25 protein-coding genes are annotated in these 25,682 nt (G+C 36.9%); 23 read left to right on the plus strand and 2 right to left on the minus strand.

The genetic code is table 11. The features are described from left to right. The first annotated feature begins 12 nt into the window (after nt 1-12). Nucleotides 13-252: a hypothetical protein gene (locus HZI73_RS12265; RefSeq protein WP_212698513.1), complete on the plus strand. Its 240-nt coding sequence runs from the start codon at nt 13-15 to the stop codon at nt 250-252. Between the two features lie 116 nt (nt 253-368). On the opposite strand, the gene HZI73_RS12270 is transcribed toward HZI73_RS12265, so the two are convergent. Continuing rightward, a complete protein-coding gene (locus HZI73_RS12270) occupies nt 369-752 on the minus strand; it encodes a hypothetical protein (protein ID WP_212698514.1) in 384 nt (127 codons plus the stop codon). A 441-nt stretch (nt 753-1,193) separates the two neighbouring features. On the opposite strand from HZI73_RS12270, the gene HZI73_RS12275 reads away from it, so the two are divergent. The 17 genes from HZI73_RS12275 (at nt 1,194) to HZI73_RS12355 (ending at nt 20,609) form a co-directional block, all read left to right on the plus strand. Further along, a complete protein-coding gene (locus tag HZI73_RS12275) occupies nt 1,194-1,913 on the plus strand; it encodes a queuosine precursor transporter (protein WP_212698515.1) in 720 nt (239 codons plus the stop codon). Continuing rightward, complete coding sequence (locus tag HZI73_RS12280; RefSeq protein WP_212698516.1) at nt 1,903-2,829, plus strand: nucleoside hydrolase; 927 nt, start codon at nt 1,903-1,905, stop codon at nt 2,827-2,829. Before HZI73_RS12275 ends, HZI73_RS12280 begins: the two co-directional genes overlap by 11 nt. A gap of 446 nt (nt 2,830-3,275) precedes the next feature. Further along, nucleotides 3,276-4,157, plus strand: coding sequence for a hypothetical protein (locus HZI73_RS12285; RefSeq protein ID WP_212698517.1), 882 nt, complete (start codon nt 3,276-3,278; stop codon nt 4,155-4,157). A 36-nt stretch (nt 4,158-4,193) separates the two neighbouring features. Beyond that, on the plus strand, nt 4,194-4,850 hold the full coding sequence (locus tag HZI73_RS12290) for a carboxylesterase family protein (RefSeq protein ID WP_212698518.1): 657 nt from the start codon (nt 4,194-4,196) through the stop codon (nt 4,848-4,850). Nucleotides 4,851-4,919: 69 nt separating this feature from the next. Next, entirely contained in the window at nt 4,920-5,657 is a 738-nt protein-coding gene (locus HZI73_RS12295; protein ID WP_212698519.1) for a sugar phosphate isomerase/epimerase family protein, read from the plus strand. Nucleotides 5,658-5,691: 34 nt separating this feature from the next. Further along, nucleotides 5,692-6,966 carry a hypothetical protein gene (locus HZI73_RS12300; protein WP_212698520.1) on the plus strand — a complete coding sequence of 425 codons (1,275 nt, stop codon included), beginning with the start codon at nt 5,692-5,694 and terminating at the stop codon, nt 6,964-6,966. Nucleotides 6,967-7,027: 61 nt separating this feature from the next. After that, nucleotides 7,028-7,897, plus strand: a complete 870-nt coding sequence (locus HZI73_RS12305; RefSeq protein WP_212698521.1) for an MBL fold metallo-hydrolase — start codon at nt 7,028-7,030, stop codon at nt 7,895-7,897. A gap of 61 nt (nt 7,898-7,958) precedes the next feature. Further along, nucleotides 7,959-8,561 carry a class I SAM-dependent methyltransferase gene (locus HZI73_RS12310; RefSeq protein ID WP_212698522.1) on the plus strand — a complete coding sequence of 201 codons (603 nt, stop codon included), beginning with the start codon at nt 7,959-7,961 and terminating at the stop codon, nt 8,559-8,561. 6 nt (nt 8,562-8,567) lie between these two features. Beyond that, nucleotides 8,568-9,281 (plus strand): SDR family NAD(P)-dependent oxidoreductase, encoded by a 714-nt coding sequence (locus tag HZI73_RS12315; protein ID WP_212698523.1) that lies wholly within the window; start codon nt 8,568-8,570, stop codon nt 9,279-9,281. A 40-nt stretch (nt 9,282-9,321) separates the two neighbouring features. Continuing rightward, nucleotides 9,322-10,593 (plus strand): S41 family peptidase, encoded by a 1,272-nt coding sequence (locus HZI73_RS12320; RefSeq protein WP_212698524.1) that lies wholly within the window; start codon nt 9,322-9,324, stop codon nt 10,591-10,593. Nucleotides 10,594-10,903: 310 nt separating this feature from the next. Then, complete coding sequence (locus tag HZI73_RS12325; RefSeq protein WP_246552488.1) at nt 10,904-12,655, plus strand: vWA domain-containing protein; 1,752 nt, start codon at nt 10,904-10,906, stop codon at nt 12,653-12,655. A gap of 378 nt (nt 12,656-13,033) precedes the next feature. Then, the gene (locus HZI73_RS12330; protein WP_212698525.1) at nt 13,034-14,599 is read left to right on the plus strand and encodes a glycoside hydrolase family 3 protein; all 1,566 of its coding nucleotides are present in this window, start codon (nt 13,034-13,036) and stop codon (nt 14,597-14,599) included. A 49-nt stretch (nt 14,600-14,648) separates the two neighbouring features. Further along, on the plus strand, nt 14,649-15,533 hold the full coding sequence (locus HZI73_RS12335; RefSeq protein ID WP_212698526.1) for a MurR/RpiR family transcriptional regulator: 885 nt from the start codon (nt 14,649-14,651) through the stop codon (nt 15,531-15,533). After that, the gene (locus tag HZI73_RS12340; protein ID WP_212698527.1) at nt 15,530-16,705 is read left to right on the plus strand and encodes an anhydro-N-acetylmuramic acid kinase; all 1,176 of its coding nucleotides are present in this window, start codon (nt 15,530-15,532) and stop codon (nt 16,703-16,705) included. The genes HZI73_RS12335 and HZI73_RS12340 overlap by 4 nt, the downstream gene beginning before the upstream one ends. A 14-nt stretch (nt 16,706-16,719) precedes the next feature. Next, complete coding sequence (gene nagZ, locus HZI73_RS12345; protein ID WP_212698528.1) at nt 16,720-18,570, plus strand: beta-N-acetylhexosaminidase; 1,851 nt, start codon at nt 16,720-16,722, stop codon at nt 18,568-18,570. A 28-nt stretch (nt 18,571-18,598) separates the two neighbouring features. Beyond that, nucleotides 18,599-19,558, plus strand: coding sequence for a S66 peptidase family protein (locus HZI73_RS12350; protein ID WP_330619738.1), 960 nt, complete (start codon nt 18,599-18,601; stop codon nt 19,556-19,558). Further along, nucleotides 19,533-20,609: a dipeptide epimerase gene (locus tag HZI73_RS12355; protein ID WP_212698529.1), complete on the plus strand. Its 1,077-nt coding sequence runs from the start codon at nt 19,533-19,535 to the stop codon at nt 20,607-20,609. Before HZI73_RS12350 ends, HZI73_RS12355 begins: the two co-directional genes overlap by 26 nt. A 71-nt stretch (nt 20,610-20,680) precedes the next feature. Here the strand turns inward: HZI73_RS12355 and HZI73_RS12360 are convergent, their stop codons facing one another. Next, complete coding sequence (locus HZI73_RS12360; RefSeq protein ID WP_212698530.1) at nt 20,681-21,211, minus strand: GNAT family N-acetyltransferase; 531 nt, start codon at nt 21,209-21,211, stop codon at nt 20,681-20,683. A 237-nt stretch (nt 21,212-21,448) separates the two neighbouring features. On the opposite strand from HZI73_RS12360, the gene HZI73_RS12365 reads away from it, so the two are divergent. From HZI73_RS12365 to HZI73_RS12385, 5 genes are all read left to right on the plus strand, one after another. Next, the gene (locus HZI73_RS12365) at nt 21,449-22,351 is read left to right on the plus strand and encodes a dipicolinate synthase subunit DpsA (protein ID WP_212698531.1); all 903 of its coding nucleotides are present in this window, start codon (nt 21,449-21,451) and stop codon (nt 22,349-22,351) included. A 50-nt stretch (nt 22,352-22,401) separates the two neighbouring features. Further along, nucleotides 22,402-22,992: a dipicolinate synthase subunit B gene (locus HZI73_RS12370; protein WP_212698532.1), complete on the plus strand. Its 591-nt coding sequence runs from the start codon at nt 22,402-22,404 to the stop codon at nt 22,990-22,992. A gap of 133 nt (nt 22,993-23,125) precedes the next feature. Then, a complete protein-coding gene (gene dapG, locus HZI73_RS12375; protein ID WP_212698533.1) occupies nt 23,126-24,340 on the plus strand; it encodes an aspartate kinase in 1,215 nt (404 codons plus the stop codon). 247 nt (nt 24,341-24,587) lie between these two features. Then, on the plus strand, nt 24,588-25,343 hold the full coding sequence (locus HZI73_RS12380) for a ClpP family protease (RefSeq protein WP_212698782.1): 756 nt from the start codon (nt 24,588-24,590) through the stop codon (nt 25,341-25,343). Next, on the plus strand, nt 25,343-25,543 hold the full coding sequence (locus HZI73_RS12385; RefSeq protein ID WP_212698534.1) for a YlzJ-like family protein: 201 nt from the start codon (nt 25,343-25,345) through the stop codon (nt 25,541-25,543). The genes HZI73_RS12380 and HZI73_RS12385 overlap by 1 nt, the downstream gene beginning before the upstream one ends. The last annotated feature ends 139 nt before the right edge of the window (nt 25,544-25,682 follow it).

The following is a 25,682-nucleotide window of genomic DNA, read 5'->3' on the forward strand; positions in this document are numbered from 1 at the left end:
TAGGGGTTTATTATGCATAAAAAGTATTTTACATTTGTCACTATAGTTTTAATAGGTACGTTAATTTTAATAATGAACGTTAATTCAAATACGGAAGATAAATTAATAGATTCAGACAAAGCAGTTATCAAAGAATTTGAAGATAACAGCATTTATTTTTGTACGGTTTTAAATGCTGTAAATAGAATTCCACATGAGCAAGGTCTTAGATTAAATATAGACAATAACCTTTTTGAGAGCAAGCCACTGTAATATCTATCGGATTATTAGTGTAAGCCTTTTTATCTTTTAGCTGGTTTGTCAGATAATTACCGACCTATATAAGTAATTTATGTAAGAAAGTCAGTGATTGTTTATGTAGCCATTAACTAATCAATTACAGCCATAAGTTTTCCCCTAAGAAGAGAAAACCCTACATTGAATATATGTACTTCATAATCATGGTTAGGATTAATAATACTTCCAAAAGAATGATAAAGTGAAGTCTCTCGGGAACTCAAACTTGCAACTATATTATTTTCAGTTCTGTCAACTACTTTAATTATATAATCTGGGTTTGAAGTTTCAATAGATACACTAATAGTAAGTACGTCATCGTTCATCTCCATATCTTCACTATTAAATATACATTGATCAGATTCCCACCTCTCTAATTTTAGAGACTGAACATCACCAACACTAGCGTAAGAACTAATATTAAGATTAAGTGCTAAAGCAACAAGTAAAATTACAGATAAAAAACTCTTTTTCATAAATAGATCCTCCTTAATTTTAACTATCACTAACTTTCTGACTATTGAATTATAGCATAAATATTATAGAAAAATTACATAATTAATAATGATTTAATAATGCTAATAATATTTTAATAAAGCAATCAATAAATATAAAGGCTTATAAATATTTTTATGCTGTATGACATGTATTTACTAAATACTATAAGAAACTTTAGTATTGGGCATATGAGTAATTGATATGTAAATAATAAAGTAAGATTATATAGCTTGCTCTATCTTTTATTCAGTAACTTTGCCAACTGCTATCAAACTTTTTATACTTTAATAAAAAACAATGAAAGTAATAAACTAAAATACTTGCCAAACAACTGTTTTTTGAATATAATTGAACCCTATGGGCATGACCCACGCAGTTCGCAACCATCCTGCGCATCAAAACTAGGGAGGAAACAAGAAATGAGTAATTTATCTATTTTTTTAATTTTTGCATTGGTGAATTTTGCACTGATTGCACTGGTTTTTAAGCTTTTTGGAAAACGTGGTATATTGAGTTATATTGTATTGAGTGTTATTGCTGCCAATTTACAAGTCAACAAAGTGATTGTGTTTGATTTTGGCTTATTTGAATTACAGGCTACTCTTGGTAATGTGATGTTTGCTGGCATTTTCTTGGCTACAGATTTACTCAATGAGAAATATGGCTATAAGGAAGCTAAGAAATCCGTTCATGTTTCTATTTATGCTAATCTTGCTTTTATTGTCCTTATGTTCATTTCAACCCTGTTTCATGGGCTTGAAGATAGTCAAAATGTCAATGAAGCCTTGAATCTGTTCTTTTCCATTAATGGGGGAGCACTTAAAGCTGTATTAGTAGGAAATTTTGTTTATTTCATCAGTCAGTCCTTAGATGTATTGGTCTATTCTAAAATAAAAGAATGGAACCCATCATCCAAATATTTATGGTTAAGGAATAATGGGTCAACATTTATTTCACAATTCATTGATTCTGTGTTGGTGACTATAGGATTTGCTCTAGTGGGTATTTTTCCTATGGCGTTTGTGGTGAATATAATTATAACCACTTTGATTGTAAAATATATAGCGGCAATTATTGATACACCATTTATGTACCTGATGTCTCGTATAAGGCCAAGGAGTGGTATTGATGAAGGATAGACACGTTATAATAGATGCTGATTGTGGGATTGATGATGCTTTGGCACTGATCTTTGCCATAAAAGCGAATATGAACATAATAGGAATAACCAGTGTGAGTGGTAATGTTAACAGCCTTGAAAGTGCTCGAAACATTAAGGCTCTATTAAACATGCTGGAAGTAGATATTCCAGTCTATACAAGTGATATTACCAATATAGCTGGTGAATATATTGATGCTAAGGACACCCACGGAGAAGATGGTTTGGGTGAGACTAATTTTGGGCAAGGCTTTGATTATCAATCCATTGTTAAAGCTGAAGATTTTATACTGGACGCCTTAAAACAGTATAAACAAGTGGATATCATTGCTTTAGGCCCATTAACAAACCTTGCTAGAGCCTATATGAAAGACCCTGATACCTTTAATAAGTGCAGGCAAATTATCTCCATGGGAGGTACTTATAAAGCCTATGGCAATATGTCACCAGTGACAGAGTTTAATTATTATCATGACCCAAAAGCAGTGGCGTATGTACTTGCATCAAAGGTACCCCTTACCATGGTTACCCTTGATGTAACAAGAAAGATATACTTAACACCTGATATGACAAAAAGATTTGAAGCAACACATAGAATAGGAAAATTTGTGTATGACGTAACGAAGTTTTACATGGATTTTCACCGTAAAGCAGAGAATTTTGATGGCTGCATCATCAATGATATCTTAAACATTGCTTATTATCTGAACCCATCTGTATGTTCGGGAATTACAGCACCTGTTGAAGTTGTAACAGATGGCATGACAAGGGGACAGATTTTAGTTGACAACTTAGAAATGTTTTACAAAGAGAAAAAGAAGTGTCTCGTACTTCATCAAGTAGATGCAAACAAGGTGATGAACATGTTCTTAGAGACTTTGCAATTAAATAAGTAGAATGAAGCCAAGATATTCATTTAATATGAACCTTTAGGTAGACCAGTTAATGGATAACAGGACGAAAAGGGCATATCATAAAGGTATCTTGGCTTTTATTATATCATTAACTGAATTGCATTAAGAGCATACACAGTTATGACGATGATTATTATGAAAAATGAACAAGATAAGATGTTTATATAGAGAGCTATGCTAAGGTATTAAAAGAGTATTAAATAACCATTAAAAAAGATTCCGTATCTTGACTTCATATAGGGTTACAATTACAATAAATTAGTAACTTAATTCTCATTACGTATCTGTCATAACAACAAATACATAGTGAAGGTAAGTCATCAGATTGGTAATAAGAACAATGCGAAGGAAGAACACACATAAATGGATAGGGGTAACCAAAGAGGGGGTTATCTAATGGTTTATGGGTGGTAATAAGGAGAGAAAAAATGAGAGGTTATGTAACAAGAGTGTTTATACTATTAGGGGCTTGTATATGTTTATTGTGTGCTTGCTCAGACAATCAGTCATCACAGGATAAGAAGGTTGCAAGCTTAGAAGCTGAAATTATAAAGCTAAAACAAGAAAACAGTCAATTACGACATCTAAATGCTACGATAAATAATCAAGCAACATCTGAGACCACTGAAGTGATGTTAAAAGAAATAGATGGTCTGCCTATATATGGATCTTATTACGATAACAGTATACCGGCTTATGGTCCAATCGCTATGCTGAATCCAATTGCTATCAATTTTGAACAAACCATGACCATCATTGAGCAAAACGATTACTTAACAAAAGTGATCATAGAAGGCGTTATACCAACATGGAACTTAGATAACAAACCAAATGTATCATTTAATCGTATTCATAAAGATATGTATTTCATAGAGGATGCGAAGCTCTATATTGAACCACAAAAAGAAGGACATATGCTTCGGGAAATTACAACAGGAAGAGCTGCTCATGTTCTCTATCAAAATAACGATTGGTATTATGTAACCCTTAATAGGTTGGATTCACCGAACGATATAAGAACCGGTTGGGTTGAAAAAGATAAACTTGGAAGCTACGAAGATTTTACCACATTATTGGATGTTGACGTGTGCATACCATTAGGAACAACCCTATATACCATCGATTATACCATTGATCAAACGATGCTGTTTAAAGAATCCCCAGATAATGAACTGTGGCGCTATTATTCCAATGAACCGGGAGACGTATGGGGGTATATTGTAGAAGAAAAAGATACCTATTATGTCATTTCTATACCAGGGGCAAGTATTGTTGCCATACAGCAAGAAGATGCTTATTTTGGTAAATAAAAACGATAAGCTATCGTAGAAGAGAGGATGTTAACCATGAAACAAATGCATTGTACGTTTGAGAGAAAAATAGAAAAAGTAGTTCAATTAGATTATCTATTATACTTGCCTCAAAAGGATGATGTGCATAAAAAATGGCCACTGATTCTTTTCTTACATGGTATGGGTGAAAGAGGGAATCAAATAGAAGATGTTAAGGTTCATGGTATTCCAAAAAACATTCAGGAGAAGAAGGATTACTCATTCATCATTGTTTCGCCACAATGCCCTATAGGTGAAATGTGGAGTACCGTATCCGATGCGTTATATTATTTGTTGCAAGACATAAAAGACCATTATCCAGTAGATGAAGACAGAGTTTACTTGACTGGACTAAGCATGGGCGGATATGGTACATGGGATTTAGCAATGCATTATCCTAATGAATTTGCGGCTATTGCACCTGTGTGTGGCGGTATGTTTGATGCTGAGACTGTTGTAAAACTAAAGCATATGCCCATATGGGCATTTCATGGTGTAAAAGATAAGGTAGTACCTATTAGTGAAACACAGCGATTAGTAGATATTCTTGAAGCCTGTGGTGGCAACATTCGATTTACGGCTTATCCGGATTTGGAACACGATTGTTGGACGCCTACTTATAATAATCCAGCATTATACGAATGGTTTTTAAAACATAAACGTCATCATTAAGATAAAAAAATAGTGCGTATGAAATAGATTAGGATTTGGATAAGTGTTAGGAATTAGGAGATGAGCAGCGTGAATATATCTTACTTTACAACAGCAGATATTTTATTCCCATTACTTAAAAAACATGGTTATGGCATAGAATTGACCCGATTTATTAACAAAGAAATATTAAAGGACTACACATGCTATTTATCCGAGACCTTAGCTGAGATATCAGGCATTAAAGAAGTCATGCTGCATGCACCCTTTCATAACCTTTCAGTATGTACGAGTAATAAGGATATCTTGAAAGAAACAAAGAAGTACTACCAATTAATCTATCAGTTAGCGCAAGCATTAGAGGCAAAGGGAATTGTTTACCACACCACTTATAATCCTAGAATGCATGATTTTACTGAAGCATTAAGGCAAGCTGCTTTCTTTTGGAAGGACTTTATAGATGGTAAAGAGGATATGATGTTTTATATAGAAAATGTCATGGAAGAAGATGATCACTTTCAATTAGAATTATACAAACAGGTGAATCAACCTCATTTTAAAATCTGTCTTGACGTTGGGCATGTTAATAAACGATCCAGTCGTTCAATAGTTGATTGGATTACATCACTTAATGATGCCATTGGTTATGTTCATCTTCATAATAATGATGGTATGAAGGATGAGCATAATGCCATTTATAATGGCTCACTTGATATGCAACAAACATTAGACTGTTTATTGTCAGTTGTACCTCAGGCAACGTGGTCATTGGAAACAGAAGGTGTCATTCAATCCGTGAATTGGCTAAAGGCACATAACTATATATAAGAAGTAAGGTAAGGGATTATAAAGGAGCAAAAGGATGAAGTCAAAGAAAAAAATAACAATAATTTTAGGGGGAAGCCTTCTTACTGGCATCTTAGCCCTCATGTTATTAAACCCCTTGAAACAAGATGACCAAACATTAGCTCATCACACCCAAGGATCTATAGCAGGTAATAAGCAACTTAACCCGACACAAAATAATGAACAACAGAATCAAACCTTAAGCAGCAATATGGAAGCCTTATTGAAAGAGGTTAACATACCCTTAACAATCAGTCAGCATGAAGAGAGGTTCATACCTGCAAATGATTTTTTTACCAGTAGGCTTCTATCGTTATTGCGCGATAGTATTAATGATGAATGGCAAAGCGAAGCAAAGGCAGATAAACAGAATGCCCAAGTGCGTTTTAGATTTGAAGGTTATGTGGATATCTATTTCAATGCAGAGCTAAACATGTTTTGGTTTGAAGGAAGTGATCAGGTTTATCATTTGAATAATACTGAGGTGTGGCCACGCTATATGATTAAAATAGTCAACAATCAGCTGACATATGCAGGTTTCGAGAAGACTGTACTTTATAAAAAAACCATATCACCCTATAGAGATGAAGAAGCTGTTATCTATTATGATGGCAATATCCATTTGCAGGTTCATGATACAGATATTATCTTAAATGATGTAGTAGATGAACATACATTATTGTCCCATGATGCCCATTATCCATCGGATAGCTATGGCATAGAAGTATTAGATGACAAGGGATTATTTATGCTCTATAGTGCTCATAAAGGGATGAGTCCATTTTATAAGGTCAGAGTCTATCAATCTGGTGATGGCAAGGTGATGCCCATATGGTCCAGTTTAGATATGGATAGCTATATCAATTATGTAGACCTGGACAACAAAACCATTGATATTGCCTTACAACCCATGCTTGATTCTAAGGTCATAGGACTTTCAAATGCGGAAGCAGAACGTATGTATGCGCATTTTGATACATTAAAAAATAATGGTATACTTGATGAGAATTTTTGGCAGGATATAAAAGAAAATTTATTGTATGAAATGATTCATGTAACGACGTTGGACTATGATCATGACGAAAAAAAGGAGTTACTTATGACCATTTCTTTTCATACAGTTGGAGCTAAAACGCCGCCTTTTGATCAGCGGGCAATTCTGGTTTATAGCATAGAAAACAAAGGTATTGTTTATAAAGATCTCATCATGGAAAGTGAGAACACGAACGAACAGCTAGACAGCTTGTTTCGTACAACTATACCTCAAACCGTCATGACTCATTGGGAATAGAACAATGTGTGGATGCATGATATAATGGGTAGCATAAATTGGACATTTGATTGGAGGACATATGAAAAAAATAATAGGTGCAATGATCATCATAAGTATGGTAATAAGTGGCTGCTCTGGTAAGAAAGAGAAAAAAGATACATTATCATGGGAGCCCACAGTAACCTTAACAGAACAGGTAGCATTAGATGATACTTTAACATTAAAGCAGATTGAACATGGTGTAATCGTCGTTGAACATCAGTACCCTTGGCCATCGAATTCACTCCTTGTAGAGTTAGAGAATAAATCCATCCTATGGATAGATACACCATGTACACCAGATGCAACACAATTGGTACTGAACTGGATAGAACAAAACTATGGTAAAGATAGAGAAATAATAGAAGTCAACACAGGTTATCACTTTGATAATCTAGGGGGCAACAAAGTATTGGCAGAAAAAGGTATTTCAATCTATGCGTCCGATATAACAGGTGATTGTATTCAACAACGAGGGGAAGAGGCAAGAAAGCAGTTTTTAGATATGTTACAAGATGATGCTCATAAAACATACTACGATACGTATGCTGAATTATCTTATGTGGAGCCTTGTGCCTATGTGGATATGGAATTAGGCCAAGAAAAGAGCATGTACATAAAAGACGGTGTAGAAATCTATTATCCAGGGGAATCCCATTCACCGGATAACATTGTGGTCTATATAGAAGACAGAAAAGTACTTTTTGGAGGCTGCATGATTAAATCCTTAACGTCTAAGAATCTTGGTAATGTAAAAGATGCGAATATGACAGAATGGCCAAAGTCCATTGAAAAAATGATGATGAAGTACACAGAGGAACAAGTGAAACATGTAATCCCTGGTCATGGTGAGGCAGGTACATATGCATTATTAGGTGCAACGTTAGCATTATTTGATACAGCTGACTAATAGAAATAGAGAATACATAATGATGCTATATACGATGAACATATCTAGAAGGAGGAACGTCATGGATACTATAAAAACAAACATTCAAAAAAGTTATAACAATGCTAAAGCATATCGTAAGGATAGCCTTATTTCTGAATGGAAAGAGAAAGAAGTTAAAAAGGTTCTTAACCAAATAGATAAAAATGCCTATATGCTGGACTTGGGAGCAGGTTCAGGGGTTATGGCCAAGTATTTTGATGAGGCTGGTATAGCTATAACGTGTGTGGATTTATCGAAAAGCATGGTTGAGCTATGTTGCCAGCAGGGTTTAGATGCACATGTCATGGATTTCTATGATTTAGCCTTTGACGAGCATACTTTTGACTGTGTATGGTCCATGAATACATTACTCCATGTGCCAAAGTCTGATATAGCAACTGTTTTAAAACAAGTTAAGCGTGTGTTGAAGAAAGATGGTATATTTTATCTTGGTGTATATGGTGGGAAATCAAGCGAAGGAATTTATCAAGATGATTTTTACGAACCTAAACGCTTTTTTGCTTTTTATACCCTGGATGAACTTCTTGAGCGTTTGAAAGTGCAGTTTGAAGTGATAGCTTGTGAAGAAATCGTTCTTGAACAGAAACTCAACTATTTGTCTTTTATGTTAAAGCAGAGGTGATTGCTTATGAAATCCATTTTAATTACAGGTGCAGGTAAAGGTCTTGGAAGAGCACTATTACAGGAATTCTGGCAAGAGGGTTATTATGTATACCCACTGGTGCGTCAAGACGTTCATAAAACCCATATAGAACAGGTATATACAGAGCGTTGTACACCCATTGTTTCAGATGTTTCCCATACTACATGCGGTGCACGAATAAAACAAGCGGTGGGTGAACATACGGGTATACTGGATATCGTCATTAACAATGCTGGTATACCCGGTACAGGGCATAAGATAGAGGAAGTCCAATTAGAAGATATATTATTAGGATTTAAGGTCCATTGTCTCGGAGCCCTTAACGTATCCAAAGCATGCTTGCCGTATCTTAGAAAATCAGAACTGGGTAAAATCGTCAATATATCTTCCAGATTAGGTTCATTGACAAAGATGTCTGATGGCGAGTTTAAGCACCGGAAGTTTTCGTATTCCTACCGTATTGGAAAAGCGGCTCAGAATATGTTAACCGTATGTCTCAATAATGAATTATCCTTAAATAACGAACCCGTAGGGGTCATCGCCATACATCCAGGTCTTGTGAAGACAGAGAACAGTGCAAGGGATGCTTATGAATTGCCAGCTGATGCCGCACATCGTCTTAGACGGTATATTGAAGGTATAAAGAAAGAAGATTTTGGAACATATCAAAACCCTGGACAAGGTGCGTTTCCTTGGTAATATAGATTGAGTAATGGCGAAATAATTAGGAGGGTACTTGATGTGCTTAAGTACTAGGATAAAAGTAACGATTGGGATGTTATTAAGTATTGTATTTCTCGTGGCATGTTCAGGATTAAGTCAGAACCCATCAGATCATAACATAGTTGATCATCATACGAAATGGAAAGAAGATATCAACTACCTATCAAAACACTTACAAGCAAACCATAAAAATATGTATCACACCATAACGAAAGAAGATTATAACAAAGAAAAAGATACATTGATTGCTGAATTACCTCAATTAACAGAAATGGAAAAAATCATTCGGTTAAAAGGTTTAGTAGCACGCATTGGTGATGGTCATACAGCAGTGTATGTCAACACGCCCATTCACGTCTTTCCTTTTAAAATCATGACCTTTGAAGATGGGGTATATATCATTAATGCTTCTGAAGCTTATAAAAATCTCATTGGTGCAAAGATAAAGCAAATAGGTCATTTACCTGTAGAGGATATCCTTGTATTACTAAGCAATATGGTTTCAAAGGATAATGTGGTACAACAAAAAAGTCATGCCACTGATTACTTATTAATAGCTGAATACTTGCAAGCATACGGTATAATAGATCATGTGAATCAAGCAGACATGATTTTTCAAACCATAGAGGGAGAAGATATAACCGTTTCTATTGAAAGTACTATGGATCTTGATAAGCTTCAATGGGCGTCAATCGGTAAGACATATAAAGCAATTAGAGACCTATTATACCTTAAGAATACCGCAGAGCCCTATTGGTTTGCATACCTGCCAAAGGATAAAACGATTTATTTTCAATATAACCAATGTTTTTCATTGGAGAATGATCCCATAGATGCTTTTATTCAGCGCTTAATCAAGTTTATGGATGAACATCAAGTAGATACATTTGTTATTGATATGCGTCATAACAGCGGTGGTAACTCTACGTTGATTGAACCCTTAATAACAAAGCTTGCTACAGATAAAGCAATCAATCAGCTAGGTAAATTATATGTGGTTATTGGCAAAAGGACGTTTTCTTCAGCTGTTCTGAATGTATTAACCATTCAGGACAAAACAGAGGCCATTTTAATTGGTAAGCCAACAGGTGGTAGACCTAATCACTATGGGGAGGTAAAGCAATTTACATTGCCTCATCTAGGCTATGAGGTCACTTATTCAACCAAATATTTTACCTATAGCCAACACGATACAGATGCTATCTATCCAGATATAGAGGTCACGTATACCTTTGATGATTTTATACATGGTATTGACCCGGTATTGCAAATCATCTTGGAGCAATAGAATAAGAATACTTATTGTAACAATACATGCATATTTTTTCATATAGAAAGCATGAAGATGGCCATAAAAAGTCTATTTGGATACAAACCAGATAGACTTTTTAATACGCTTTGAATCAGCAGGACTTTGGTTATAAAATGACATATTATTTAATTATATGGAACTTTTTTCTATTTTTATCGTCTTACATATATGAGGTATGAGTCCGTTATTGTTTTATACAAGTATGAAGTGCTAGAACATACTATTGTAATTTAACTGAAAAAAAGATGATAGGACTCGTGATAAAAAATAAAAAGGGGTGCTTTTTATGAAAAAATTAATGGTAATGATGATAACTGTGGTACTTATTTTATCCGCATGTGCTGCCAAGGGAGATAAGGCTGAAAATGCCAGTGATATGACCACAAGTGATGGTATTACTAGGGGTACGGATACAAGTAAGAATAATGGTGCTCAATTAAGAGATGGCAAGAAACAGGTTGCAGAATCACAAGCAGAAAAACCAAGTGCTGCTAAACAAACAGCTGGAAACAAGCCAGATGTTTTAGCGGTGAAAAAGGATGAAAGCATTCGTGTGACATTTAACGAAGACGTAACCAGTTCTATTGGAGTTGATGATGGGGATAACTATAATATAGTACCAGCACAGCCAGAGGGGAATACAGAAGCCTATGCACCTATACAGGAAAACACCTACCAGTCCGTCTTACAAAACCCACTATCCACTTTTTCCATTGATGTAGACACCGCGTCCTATAGTAACATTAGACGTTTTCTAATGGATGGGCAGCTGCCGCCAAGAGATGCAGTAAGAATTGAAGAAATGGTGAACTATTTTCCCTATGATTATAAAGAACCTGAAGGGAAAGAACCTTTTGCAATCAATAGTCAGATAGCAGACTGTCCTTGGAATGATAAACATGCATTGGCTATGGTGACGTTAAAAGCAAAGGATTTTTATACAGAAAATAGACCTGCCAACAACCTTGTATTTTTGATGGATGTGTCAGGTTCCATGAATGATCCTGACAAATTACCTTTATTAAAGTCATCTTTCAAACTATTAGTCAATCAACTAGATGAACAAGATAAAGTATCCATTGTTGTGTATGCAGGTGCAGCAGGTGTCGTATTGGATGCTACCCATGGGCACCGTAAAGATGATATATTGGGTGCAATTGAAGAACTGAATGCAGGTGGATCTACTGCTGGCGGTGAGGGTATTAATCTCGCTTATAAAATTGCAGAAGAGAACTATATAAAAAATGGTAATAACCGCATTATTCTTGCAACAGATGGTGATTTTAATGTGGGACCTTCCAGTGTAAATGCGTTAACAGAACTCATTGAAGAAAATCGTAAGAGTGGTATCTTTTTAAGTGTCCTTGGTTTTGGAAAAGGGAACCTTGATGATGTAACAGCAGAATTATTAGCGGATAAAGGCAACGGTAATTATGCCTATATCGATACAATTTTAGAAGCGAAAAAAGTACTGGTTGAGCAGATTGGTTCCACACTCTATACCGTTGCAAAGGATGTAAAATATCAATTAGAATTTAATCCTGGTAAAGTGAAAGGTTATCGCTTATTAGGTTATGAGAACCGCTTATTAAATGATGAAGATTTTGAAGATGATACCAAAGATGCAGGGGAAGTAGGGGCAGGTCATGTTGTAACAGCTTTCTACGAACTGATACCCGCAGACTCTAATGAAACCATTCCTGGTGATGACTTGAAGTACCAAACAACACGTGTCAAGTCCAGTGATGAATGGATGACCATAAAAGTACGTTACAAAGAGCCAGAGGGACACACCAGTCAATTAATAGAAGTTCCAGTAAAGGATACAGCATTTTTTAAGCCTACTAGGGAGTTCTACTTTGCAAGCTCAGTGGTGGAATTTGGATTGCTTCTTAGAGATTCGGAGTATAAAGGTGATGCAAGTTATGAAAATGTCATTCAGCGAGCAAAAGCTAACAAAGGTGATGACGTTGAAGGCTATCGCTCAGAATTCATTAAGATGGTAGAACTGGCTAAAAATTTACCAAGCAGGTATTAGCCTAGACAATAAGAATTATAATTTTATCAAATCAATCATGTATTACAACGACTTTTTGATATAAAAGGTTTTGGGGTAGTAAGACACTCATGTTGATTAATTTCAAACACCTTAGACATGATATGAATTGGCAAACTACAAGCATTTTTCTTCACCAGATTGGGGTAAAGAGAGTGCTTGTATTGTCATGTCAGAATAAAATCAAATATGAATTGAAATATAATTTTAGATGATGTATAATGAGTATAAAATTATATTTTAATGCGGATAGCTGCAAAACGGCTATGCTGCACAATATAATAGAATGGTTTTCATAAAGAGTAAGACGTAAAATCTTAGGTTAGAAGGAGTGAAAGAATCATGCATGGGCCAAAGCTAATGAAAAAAGTTGGACAATTAATGGTTTGTGGGTTTGAAGGTAAGACACCATCAGATGAAATTATCACGTTAATAAAGGATTACCATATAGGAGGGATTATTCTATTTAGTCGCAATATAGGAACGGCTAAAGAAGTTCTTGCATTGACCAATGCATTACAACGTATTGCAAGAGATGCAGGCCATGAGCAACCCCTTTTTATCTGCGTGGATCAGGAAAATGGTGTTGTGAGACGATTAGGGGAAGGTACCACTTATTTTCCAGGATCCATGCTTATAGGAGCCACAGGTAACAAGGCGAATGCCTATGCGATTGGTCTAGCAACAGGGAGAGAATTGAAAGCATTAGGTATTAACTGGAATCTAGCGCCTGTTGTGGATATTAATAACAACCCAAGTAATCCAGTTATTGGTGTACGTTCTTTTGGTGAAGGTGCAGATATGGTTGCATCTTATGCAGTAGAGAACATAAAAGGCATGCATGAGGCTGGCATCATCACCACACTGAAACATTTCCCAGGACATGGTGATACAGACTCGGATTCTCATCTCAAATTACCGGTTATTCCACATACCATGGAAAGATTAGAAGCCATGGAGCTAAAGCCTTTTAGGGCATGCATGGAAGCAGGAGCGGATACGGTGATGTCTGCCCATGTCTATTTCCCAACACTTGTTAAATCCGAAAAACCAGCCACCTTAGCACCAGAAGTCATGACGGGTCTTCTTCGAGAGGGACTGGGATTCCAAGGTGTTGTTACCACAGATTGTATGGAAATGAAGGCCATTGCAGATACATATGGAACGGTTGGAGGAGCTGTTAAAGCGTTAGAAGCAGGAGTGGATATTGTTATGATATCCCATACGTATACCCTTCAAGAGGAAGCCATAAAGACCATTGTACAAGACGTAGAAAAAGGACATTTGGCGTTAGAAAAAATAGAAGCATCCTATAATCGCATCCTTAAGCTAAAAGAAAAATATTTAGACTGGGATACAATTGTCGATCAACCTACATTAGCTCCAATTGTCGGTTGTGAAGAACACCAACAACTGGCTGAGAAAGTATTTCGAGAGGGTATCACCATCTGTAAAAATGACGGTGTGTTACCTTTATCAGCAGAAGCAGATAGCGTTCTCTTTATTGATAGCTCCAATTGCCATATTACAGGTGTGGAAGATACAGTATTTGCAACCCACTCCCTTAGAAGTGCAATAGAGGGCATAACAACCCAAGTGGAAGTGATGGAAATTAACCCAGACCCATCAGAAGAAGAAATCACCAAAGTCTTGCAAGTCATGAAAAAATTTGATAAGGTAATATTTGGTACATTCAACATTGGTCCTCAATCCAATTTAATAAAATTAGTACAGCGTATGGCTGATTTAGGGCAACAAATAGTGGTTATTGCCATGCGAAATCCTTATCATCTGGCTTACATGGAAGAAAGCAATGCTTTTATAGCTACCTACGAATGGACAAAAGCAGGATTGGAGCTTGCAGTTAAGGCTGTATTTGGCATGGAACATGTATCAGGAAAATTACCTGTCATGAAGAAAAATTAAGTGCTAAGGGTTAGGGCTACAAATGTCATTAAAAAGGACGTGAGAAAAGATGACAACATCTACAACTGGTGGTTTGATTATATTAAAAGAAATGTTAACGAAATTACCACAATCCGAAAAAAAAGTTGCGCAGTATATCTTGAAACATCCAGAGCTTGCGATCTATTCAACAACCAGTGAATTGGCTAAAAATAGTAACACAAGCAGTGCTGCTGTTATAAGACTATGCAAGTCATTAGGCTTAAAAGGGTTTTCGGAATTGAAAATACGTATATCAGGTGATTTGCAAAAAGCACATAAAGGTGAGGGTTATCGGGATATTGAACCCAATGAATCTGTGGAGGCGATTATGAATAAAATGACCAACAACAGTATTCAGTCCTTGAGGGAAACCATTGAAATACTTCACGTAAAAGATCTAGAAAAAGCAGCTGAAGCCATAATAAAAAGTAGGTCCATTCATTTTTTTGGTGTAGGAGCCTCAGGTATCATTGCTCAAGATGCACAGAGAAAATTTGTGAGAATCAACCGACAGGCTACTGCTTTTACAGATATACATGTTGCAGCTATGGTGGTTGCTAATGCGACCAAAGATGATGTGGTAATTGGTATTTCTTTTTCAGGAGAAACGCTGGAAGTATCCAATATTCTTGATGTGGCCAATAAGCAAGGAGCAACCACCATCAGTATTACCAAGTATGGTACATCAACCATAGCGGAGAAAGCAGCCATTAATTTATTTACATGTGCTTCAACAGAAGCCAAATACCGAAGCAGTGCTACATCATCACGATTAGCACAATTGCATTTAGTGGATATTTTATTTATGTGTGTTGTATCGAGGGACCACGAGCAGTCCATCGCGTACTTAGACCGCACAAGAAAAGCCATAGAGACACTTAGACTTCGTGTGAACAATAAAGGGATGAGATGATGATCAATCAGTTACAACACCTATTAGAAAAAGAAAAGAGATGCGCTGTTGGTTTAATGTCAGGTACATCACTTGACGGGATTGATGCAGCGCTTGTGGAAATAGAAGGCTCAGGTACAAAGACAAACGTTAATCTCCTTGCACTGGATACATTGAATTTTAATGTGGATGAACGCAACCGCATACTTGCTCTATGCGCACCTGAAACTTCAAGGGTTAACGATATCTGCCATATGAATGTCCATTTAGGTGAGAAGATGGCAGAGGCAGCATTAAAAGTCATTCACAAAGCAGGTATGTTGCCTGAGCAAGTGGATTTCATTAGTTCCCATGGACAAACAATCTACCATATGCCCGATGACTATGCTACCTTACAAATAGGAGAGCTTGCTGTTATTGCTGCAAGGACAGGCATCTTAACAGTGGGTGACTTTCGTCCTCATGATATGGCTGTAGGTGGTCAGGGTGCCCCTTTGGTACCTTATGTTGATTATCTTTTATTTAGCCATGACGTAAAAGGGCGAGCTATGATTAACATCGGCGGTATAAGTAATATTTCTATACTAAAACCTCAAGCTAAAGCAGATGATGTCATTGCTTTTGATATGGGACCTGGCAACATGCTCATAGATGCCATTATGACTATTGGTACAGAAGATGCATGTACCTATGACCCTAACGGGGAATATGCATCTAGAGGTAAGGTATATACAGATTGGTTGAAGGCAATCCTTAAGAGGGATACGTATCTAGCCAAAGAACCCCCTAAAAGTACAGGAAGAGAAAGTTACACGTATGCCATGGCCAAAGCACTCTATGAAGAAGGCATCTCGTTAGGACTTGCATTTGACGATATTGTAGCGACGGTTACAGCTTATACAACAGAATCCATTATAGGGCATTTTAAACAGTTTATTGACCCCACATATAACATAGAAGAAGTCATCATTAGTGGCGGTGGCGTACACAATAAGACCATCATGAAAGGGTTAGCACAAGGTCTTAAGCAACAAGTGCTATCCATGGATGATTGGGGATTTTCTTCCGATGGAAAGGAAGCCATTGCCTTTGCTGTCTTAGGTAATGAATGTATACATGGTCATACCAATACCTTACCTTCTGCAACAGGCGCAAAAAAAGCGGTAAGTATGGGCAAATTGGTATTACCATAGAGGATGGTGTCAATATGAAAAAATGGATTATTGGATGGATGACCATGATACTGGTTGTATCCATCAGCGGATGCAGCGGCAAGCAACATGAGGATGTTGTACAATCCGACGATATGCAACATGAATTGGAAACCAATCAAAAGACAGATAAGACTTTAGATAAAGATGAGAAGGAAGAGGACAAGAGTCTTGGTAATCAACAACCCGTATTGGATGAAGCAAAACAATCTAATGATAATTCTTCTGATTCAACAGACAAAGAAATGGAAGCATATGTTCAACAGACATTAACATCCATGACCATTGAACAGAAAGTTGGACAGCTTATCATGACTGATTTTCGCCAATATGACGGCAAGAACCTAACCGTATATCATGAGGACATTGGTCAGAAAATAAAAGACTATCACATTGGAGGCATTATTCTTTTTAGAGAAAACTGTAGCAGCCGTGAACAGACAAAACAGCTCATTACAGACTTTGGGAAACAAGCGGATATACCGCTTATGATAGGTATTGATCAAGAAGGCGGTCTTGTCACCAGACTTTCTTTTGCAGCAACGATGCCTGGTAACATGGCTCTTGGGGCAACAAGAGACACAGGTCTTGCAGAAGAAGTTGGACAAGCTATTGGTTCTGAACTAGAAGCATTAGGCATTCATATCAATTTCGCACCGGATATAGATGTGAATAGTAATCCTGATAATCCTGTTATAGGTGTGAGGTCCTTTGGTGATAACGAGCAGATTGTATCGGATATGGGTATTGCTTATATGAAAGGATTGAATAAAGCAGGGGTAGCTGCTGTGGGCAAACACTTTCCGGGTCATGGTGATGTAGATGTAGATTCCCATTATGTGCTCCCAACCAGTCATAAAACCCTTGATGAACTCTATGATATAGAACTTAAACCTTTTCAAAAACTTATGGATGCTGGGTTACAAGGTGTTATGTCAGCGCATATTACTTTTCCAAAGGTTGAATCAAACACAGTAGCGTCGAAAAAAGATGGCTTAATGGTGGAATTGCCTGCAACCTTGTCACCTAAGTTCTTAACAGATGTTGTCAGACATGACATGGAATTTAAGGGATTGGTCTTTACAGATGCTATGGAAATGCAAGCCATTACCAACCATTTTGGAGGTGTAGAAGCCGCTATTAGAGCTGTGAATGCTGGGGCAGATGTAATGCTTATGCCGTCCAATTTAAAACAGGTTTATGAAGGTCTTCTTAAAGCAGTTAATGACGGGCGTATAGCCACGACACGTATAAATGAGTCAGTAGAACGCATACTTCGCTTTAAGTATGAATATATTATTAATCAGGATAAAGAAAAAATAGAGCATATCGATTCTGCAACACGTTTAGAAGTGGAACACAAAGCAGCCAATGCTTCAATTACGGTGGTAGACAATCAAGGTATGCTGCCCATCCAAACCACAGCACATGATCGTATTGCTATTATTGGTTTCACAGGGCAAACCATAGACCGTATGTATGATGCTGTTAAAGTGTATTATCCCACATTGGAAAAAATACACTTAACCAAGTCTTTAAACACCACAGGTAAACTGGTTACCCAACAAAAGAATCAATTACAAGGAGCTACGAAGGTTATACTTGTGACGTATATAGCCAATGCTTCAGATGCAACATTTCAAATGAAGTTAGTCAAAGACATCTTAACCTATAAAAAAGATACGGTAGTTGTTGCTACTAGAAATCCATATGAACTGGATGAAGCTTATGGGTCCAAAGCTTTGGTGGCCCAATATAGCAAAAGCACCGCATCTTTTAAAGGGACAGCTCAAGTGTTATTTGGAGAACTTGAAGGGACAGGGAAGCTGCCAGTTGCCATTGATTAGTGTAACACAAGGTGTTAAGGAGTGATCAATGATGATTAAACCTAAAGCCATTCAACCAGGAGATACAATTGGTGTCATTGCACCTGCCAGTCCATTGGATAAAAGACAAGTGGAACAATCCAAATCAGCCCTAGAAACCCTGGGATTTCATGTGGTCATGGGTAAGAGTTGCTATCAACACCATGGTTATTTAGCAGGACGTGACCAAATAAGGGCTAAAGATGTAAATGATATGTTTAGTCATGATGACGTAAAAGGTATTATCAATCTACGGGGCGGCTACGGTACGCCCCGTATTCTTTCGATGCTGGATTATCCATTCATTAAGCATCATCCAAAAGTATTTATCGGTTATAGTGATATCACAGCCATACATATTGCACTGCACCAGTTATGTGGGTTGGTAACCTTCCATGGACCAATGGTTGGGGTAGAGATACTAAGGGGTATGGATGCTTTTACAAAGAAAAGTTTCTTCAACCAGATTAGTGGACATCACGTCGACCGTATTCATAATCCGAAAAATGATCCCATTAAAACCTTATATGGTGGTACGGCAGAAGGTCCAATCATTGGGGGAAACCTTACCTTAATCACATCAACCCTAGGAACTCCCTATGAAATTGATACCAAGGGAAAGATATTGTTTATGGAAGAAGTTGGTGAAAGACCTTACAAAGTGGACCGTTTATTGACACAATTAAAACATGCAGGGAAGTTAAAAGATGCTCAAGGTATACTACTTGGGAATTTTAAGAACTGTGAGCCTCAGGAGAAAGAAATGAGTCATAGCTTGCAAGAGGTTTTTGAAGAGCTTATAAAACCATTACATAAACCTACACTGTATCACTTAAAGGCAGGTCATTGCCGTCCTAATATAACCTTACCCTTTGGTGTTCGTGTCCATATGGATGCTTACTCAGGCATTATAAAAATGATGGAGAGGGGGACCATTCAGGGATATGAAAATAACGGATATCAGGATTGAGAAATTATCCACACCACTTAAGAAACCTTTTAAAACAGCTTTAAGAACATTGCAAACCATGGAGCATATACTCGTGGTGGTTAAGACAGATAAGGGCATCGACGGGTATGGAGGAGCCGCTCCCACCGCGGTCATAACAGGAGATACAACAGCATCTATCATGGGAGCAATTGATTGTATCAAATCATCGATTATAGGCAGAGATATTAGACAAGTAGAAGATATTTTCATAAGGATTAATCATTGCATGGTGGGAAATACAAGCGCAAAAGCAGCTGTTGATATGGCTGTATATGATCTCTATGGCAAATTATATGGTGCGCCACTCTATCAATTGTTAGGTGGATATCGCACCCATCTGTTAACGGATTTAACCATTAGTTTAAATGCCCCACATGTGATGGTGAGCCATAGCCTGGATGCTGTATCAAAAGGGTATACAACTCTTAAGATAAAAGTAGGTGAAGATGCCCAAAAGGATATCAATCGGTTATTAGCTATTCGAAAAGCAGTAGGCGAAGACGTGGTTTTACGTATTGATGCCAATCAAGGGTGGAAGCCAAAAGAAGCTGTCTATGTCATTCAACGGATGGAGCAAGGAGATATTCATATTACATGTGCTGAACAACCTGTAAATGGGAAAGATTTTGAGGGCATGAAATATGTAAAAGAGCGTGTAAACATTCCAATTATAGCCGATGAGAGTGTCTTCTCACCTGCAGATGCCTTAAGACTTATACAGATGCAGGCTGTGGATATGATGAATATTAAGCTAATGAAAACAGGAGGTATATACAATGCCCTGACAATTATGGCACTTGCAGAAGCAGCAGGTATACAATGCATGATTGGTTCAATGATGGAAAGTAAAATAGGCATTGCAGCGGCTGCACACCTTGGTGCTTCAAAAGCTGTCATTGTTGATGTGGATTTGGATGTACCTATCTTATGTGAAGAAGACTCTATTATGGGAGGGGTTATCTATGATGGTAGTAAGATATCCTTTACCAATAAGCCTGGTTTGGGGCTTGAACAGATTGCTATAGAATAAATCAGCACCATTAGGAATTCTAAGAGGGAGTCTTTCCCTCTTTTTTTATTCTGTTTTACATATCGCAGAAACTAGTTATAGTTCTCATCAACGGCTTCATAATACCGAGGATTTAAAATCCTCATGAAATACATATCTTTACCATCTTTAACAAAGAGTTCATTAATTTTATACCCTGCCTTAATATACGTACCAACAGCAGGTCGATTATCTGTTTCCACTTCTAAACATATATACTTTGGGTACAACTCGGTAAACACATAATCATGAGCCAAAGAAAGGATGGCATGACTATACCCATTACCTTTTGCCAGTTTTTCACCAATAATATAACCACACATTTTTACATGTTTTTTGTTCATCACTATTAACTTAACCACTCCGATGGGTTGATGAAATTTCTTTTTCTCGTCTGCTATTAGGATAAGCTCAGATGGATTTTGTTCATAGGCATGAAACCAATCCGTTTCACCGTCCATGGAAGTATACGGATAATCCCTTTGATACTTGTCATGATACCAAGTTTCAATGATTGCTTTATCTTTTGCCTCAATTTCTCTTATCACCAAATCATCATTTTCATAAGTTATGTGGTAAGCCACGGTATCACTCCACCCATAGGATTTATACTTATCACTATATGAATGGCACAGGCTTTCGGTACATTGTCTATAGGCTGTGAAAGATGGAAAATACTTTTATAGTTTTATTCAAAGGGGTACAATGCTTAACATAATATTTTAATGCCATAAGAACATGCATATTTCCTCTGTATCTATCACATATAGCCTGTAGCATTCATATTTTAATATTAAAGTACAATCGTTAGTGATGATGCTATGAAAAACAAAATTGCAGTAATTGGCGGCGATATGCGTCAGATCTATATGGCTAATCTGATGGCAAAAAACAACCATGTCTACATATATGGTAATAGACACAAGGCACTTAGTCGTAACGTTTACATGGCAGCGTCTTTGAAAGAAGCTGTTGAAGGAGCACAGTTTATTGTATGTCCCATACCTTTTTCTAAGGATAATCAACATATCTACAGGACTAACTCGGATAAAAATATTCCTTACATGGAGCTTTTTGAGTATATGACACCTGATCAACTTATTTTATCAGGTCCATACAAACAAGATGTACTGCAATACGCAAAAGAAAACCATATTCAACTGTTTGATATTGTGGAAGCTAATGAGTTTGCTATCCTCAATTCAGTACCAACAGCAGAAGGTGTGCTAAGTATGATGATTGAATATTCAAGCATCACATTAGCAGGAAGTAAATGCCTTGTCCTAGGATATGGACGATGTGGTAGTACATTGGCAAGACTGGCGTCTAGATTAAACATGGATGTCTATGTTGCGTCAGCTGATGAAGAAGAATTAATGATAGCTACCATTAATCGGTGTAAGACAGCTAAAATACAGGATGGACAATTAAAAGTCATTGATTATGTTCAAGGAGATACTCTAGAGGAAGGTCGTGTGCTTCAATTAGAGTCATTTAACTATGTCATTAATACGATTCCTGTCGTACTTCTTGATATTCATATCAACAAACAACTGGAAGATTATATGTTTATAGACATTGCCAATGTATATGAAGATAATAACAATAAATTCATTAATGCCAGGGGTGTGCCAGGGAAGTACTCACCAAAAACAGCTGGAAAAATTATCACTGGTGTTGTTATAAAAGAAATCAATGATCGTTTAGAGCATAGACGAACATGAAGAAAATAATTAAGTCACATGCCAATAAACTTAGGGAAGGAGTAGAAGACATGAAAGCGTTAGAAGGTATAAAAATAGGCTTTGCTGTATGTGGATCCTTTTGTACCATTGCAAAAGTTTTTGAACCCATAAAAAGACTTATGGATGATGGGGCTGAAGTTTATCCCATGATGTCCGTTAATGCCGCAAGCATAGATACCCGATTTGGTAAAGCAGAAGATTTCAAAAAAGAATTAGAAACGATAACTGGAAATCCTATTCAGACGAAAATAGAGGAGACAGAGCAAATAGGTCCTCAAAAATTATATGATATCCTTGTTGTAGCACCTTGTACAGGTAATACCATGGCAAAATTAGCCAATGCCATTACAGATACATCTGTACTTATGGCTATGAAAGCCACCTTAAGAAATGCATACCCTGTTGTGATTGCTATTGCAACGAATGATGGCTTAGGCCTTAATCTCAAGAATTTTGGTGTGCTTATGAATACGGAGCATGTTTATTTCGTGCCATTTGGGCAGGATAATTATAAAAAGAAAAAGAATTCACTTGTTGCTAAGATGGATTTAATCTATGATACCATTCTAGAAGCATTAGAAGGAAGACAAATACAACCTGTCTTAGTAGAGTATGAATAAAATTGTCATCGAGTATCTTTCCAAAAGCATAGGGTATATGATATAGTAGAGAAGGTAAATCCATATGGACTCTATAGAGATAGAAATAATAGACGTCGTTCGTGTTCTTAGACTATGATACGGGGTGAGCAATATGAGGATATTGATTCAAAAATTTGGTGGTACATCCATGGCTACCGAACAAACAAGAACAGATGTGATGAACAAAATTTTAGAAGCTAAAAAGAAATATGAGGGAGTAGTGGTCGTGGTGTCAGCAATAGGTAGACTTGGAGCGCCATATGCCACAGATTCACTGCTTCATCTCGTTAATCATAAACATACCAATCTATCACCAAGAGAAGTGGATCTTCTCATGTCAGTAGGTGAGACCATATCTTCCTTGATTATGGCTAACACACTTCTTGATCAAGGGCACAAGGCTTGTGCCCTTACAGGTGGTGGAGCAGGTATTATGACAGACAGTCATTTTAATCATGCAGAGGTAACACATATTCATACAAAGCCATTAATGACATTGTTAAGGGAAGATACAATTCCGATCGTTGCTGGCTTTCAAGGGGTCAATGTAGATCGTCATGTCACAACGCTTGGCAGGGGTGGCAGTGATACAACAGCAGTACTGCTTGGTGAAGCATTAGAGGCAGAAGCAGTTGAAATCTTTACAGATGTAGATGGGATTATGACTGCTGACCCCCGTATATGCAAAAGTGCCAAAATAATTAACACCATTAGTTATAATGAAGTGTTTCAGATGGCTGGAAGCGGTGCAAAAGTAATCCATCCTCGAGCTGTTGAAGTGGCTAGGCGAGCAGGGATACCACTCATTATTAAAAATACATTTAGTGAGGCGGAAGGAACAAGTATAATGCGCCATATTGGACCAACGAACAAGAAGACTGTGGATGAACAGATTATCACGAGCATCGCACATATTTCAGACAGAGTTCAATTTTCCATATTCGGGCAAATTGATGATGAGAAATTTTTTACTGATCTAGCAAAAGAGAATGTGAGCATTGATATCATCAACATTTTTCCAGATCGAAAAGTGTTTACCATAGAAGAACATTGTAAAAACAAAGTCATTCATTTACTAGAAGCTTTTGGAGCAGAATATTCGTTAATAGAAGGTTGTTGTAAAGTAACCGTTATAGGTGAAAGAATGACAGGCGTACCTGGTGTAATGGCCAAGATTCTAAGATGTTTAAGTAAAGCTTCTGTTGAAATTCTTCAGACAGCAGACTCGCTATCAACCATTGCATGTTTAATTCGTGAAAAAGATTTAGAAATTGCTGTTGAAGCACTTCATGAAGAATTTATGGTAAGTGAATATGTATCCAAATGATTTTTCAATGAACAAATTTTATTTTTTTCTCATACCTTCAATGAATGAAATATCCAGTTTCATCGCATAATATAGATAAAGAACGCAATAACTTTCGCATGGAATATAAGCAATTATTTTGTATTTTCTGCGAAAGTTCTATTGTTGTTGGCTAGGGCTATCTTATCTTATAATCTTTACAATAAGTCATAATGATGGTTTTATAAAATGATTAGATAGCTTGAAAACTACGAAGGGCGAAGAAAAGATGGATAAGAATATAAAAATAAATGAAGCAGCAAAAAATAAAGAGAATCAACAAGAAGAAGTAAAAGAATATGGACAAGTAACCATACAAAAAGAAAGTGACCGTATTCACTGTTTAACCATTATTGGGCAGATTGAAGGTCATGTATGCCTGCCTCAGCAAAATAAAACAACCAAATATGAACATGTGCTGCCACAATTAGCATCCATTGAAGAAAGTGATGATATTGATGGTTTGTTATTACTGCTTAACACAGTAGGTGGTGATGTGGAAGCAGGATTAGCCATAGCTGAAATGATTGCATCCCTGAGTAAGCCAACTGTATCCATTGTATTAGGCGGTGGACATTCCATCGGTGTACCTTTAGCTGTGGCTGCAAAATATTCTTTTATTGTACCAAGTTCCACCATGACCATTCATCCAGTACGTATGAGTGGCACAGTGATTGGCGTACCTCAGACCTTCGAGTATTTTGATAAAATGCAGGACCGTATCATTGATTTTATTACACGTAATTCCAAAATCAGTCGTGAGCGTATTAAGCAATTGATGTTAGATACTGGTCAGTTAGCTAAAGATGTAGGTACCATCGTTGTTGGAGAGGAAACGGTTAAAGAGGGTATTATTGATGAGCTTGGCGGTATTGATAAAGCCATTAAAAAACTATATGAGATGATTGAGGCCTATAAAGGGGATAAGAAAAAAGAAGAAGATCATAAAGCATCTAAGGACAATAAGGATCAGGAGGGTGAATAATGTTTTATTCCATCGTACCTTATGACCAGTTATTTTCAACCAACGAGGAAGAGTATAAATACGAAGAAGTAGCACACAATGGTCTTACTATTCAGGTCTACCGTAAAGATGATAAAATGATTATTAAGCGGGTGATATCCACAGACCCCAAGGTATACCTGGATGAAAAATATAGCCCGGGAAGTGAATTGAAAATGTAAAGAAGGAAGCTGTACACTATGGGGGATACAGTTTCTTTTTTATCTTATAAGAAAGTTCTGTGGATATAGCATATGAAATAGAAGCGTTTTCATATGCGTGAAGGAAACTTTCCTAGCAACAACTTGCTTCGCAAGATGC

Origin of the sequence: Vallitalea pronyensis, assembly GCF_018141445.1 — a bacterium.
GTDB classification, from domain to species: domain Bacteria; phylum Bacillota; class Clostridia; order Lachnospirales; family Vallitaleaceae; genus Vallitalea; species Vallitalea pronyensis.

Excerpts from the sequence above, each read along its gene's own strand:
- HZI73_RS12315 (WP_212698523.1), top strand. The coding sequence starts at position 8,568 with ATGAAATCCATTTTAATTACAGGTGCAGGTAAAGGTCTTGGAAGAGCA.
- HZI73_RS12385 (WP_212698534.1), top strand. The coding sequence starts at position 25,343 with ATGTTTTATTCCATCGTACCTTATGACCAGTTATTTTCAACCAACGAG.
- dapG (WP_212698533.1), top strand. The coding sequence starts at position 23,126 with ATGAGGATATTGATTCAAAAATTTGGTGGTACATCCATGGCTACCGAA.
- HZI73_RS12275 (WP_212698515.1), top strand. The coding sequence starts at position 1,194 with ATGAGTAATTTATCTATTTTTTTAATTTTTGCATTGGTGAATTTTGCA.
- HZI73_RS12355 (WP_212698529.1), top strand. The coding sequence starts at position 19,533 with ATGAAAATAACGGATATCAGGATTGAGAAATTATCCACACCACTTAAG.
- HZI73_RS12310 (WP_212698522.1), top strand. The coding sequence starts at position 7,959 with ATGGATACTATAAAAACAAACATTCAAAAAAGTTATAACAATGCTAAA.
- HZI73_RS12280 (WP_212698516.1), top strand. The coding sequence starts at position 1,903 with ATGAAGGATAGACACGTTATAATAGATGCTGATTGTGGGATTGATGAT.
- HZI73_RS12285 (WP_212698517.1), top strand. The coding sequence starts at position 3,276 with ATGAGAGGTTATGTAACAAGAGTGTTTATACTATTAGGGGCTTGTATA.
- HZI73_RS12325 (WP_246552488.1), top strand. The coding sequence starts at position 10,904 with ATGAAAAAATTAATGGTAATGATGATAACTGTGGTACTTATTTTATCC.
- HZI73_RS12320 (WP_212698524.1), top strand. The coding sequence starts at position 9,322 with ATGTGCTTAAGTACTAGGATAAAAGTAACGATTGGGATGTTATTAAGT.
- HZI73_RS12335 (WP_212698526.1), top strand. The coding sequence starts at position 14,649 with ATGACAACATCTACAACTGGTGGTTTGATTATATTAAAAGAAATGTTA.
- HZI73_RS12350 (WP_330619738.1), top strand. The coding sequence starts at position 18,599 with ATGATGATTAAACCTAAAGCCATTCAACCAGGAGATACAATTGGTGTC.
- HZI73_RS12370 (WP_212698532.1), top strand. The coding sequence starts at position 22,402 with ATGAAAGCGTTAGAAGGTATAAAAATAGGCTTTGCTGTATGTGGATCC.
- HZI73_RS12330 (WP_212698525.1), top strand. The coding sequence starts at position 13,034 with ATGAAAAAAGTTGGACAATTAATGGTTTGTGGGTTTGAAGGTAAGACA.
- HZI73_RS12265 (WP_212698513.1), top strand. The coding sequence starts at position 13 with ATGCATAAAAAGTATTTTACATTTGTCACTATAGTTTTAATAGGTACG.
- nagZ (WP_212698528.1), top strand. The coding sequence starts at position 16,720 with ATGAAAAAATGGATTATTGGATGGATGACCATGATACTGGTTGTATCC.
- HZI73_RS12290 (WP_212698518.1), top strand. The coding sequence starts at position 4,194 with ATGAAACAAATGCATTGTACGTTTGAGAGAAAAATAGAAAAAGTAGTT.
- HZI73_RS12340 (WP_212698527.1), top strand. The coding sequence starts at position 15,530 with ATGATGATCAATCAGTTACAACACCTATTAGAAAAAGAAAAGAGATGC.
- HZI73_RS12380 (WP_212698782.1), top strand. The coding sequence starts at position 24,588 with ATGGATAAGAATATAAAAATAAATGAAGCAGCAAAAAATAAAGAGAAT.
- HZI73_RS12270 (WP_212698514.1), bottom strand. The coding sequence starts at position 752 with ATGAAAAAGAGTTTTTTATCTGTAATTTTACTTGTTGCTTTAGCACTT.
- HZI73_RS12365 (WP_212698531.1), top strand. The coding sequence starts at position 21,449 with ATGAAAAACAAAATTGCAGTAATTGGCGGCGATATGCGTCAGATCTAT.
- HZI73_RS12305 (WP_212698521.1), top strand. The coding sequence starts at position 7,028 with ATGAAAAAAATAATAGGTGCAATGATCATCATAAGTATGGTAATAAGT.
- HZI73_RS12300 (WP_212698520.1), top strand. The coding sequence starts at position 5,692 with ATGAAGTCAAAGAAAAAAATAACAATAATTTTAGGGGGAAGCCTTCTT.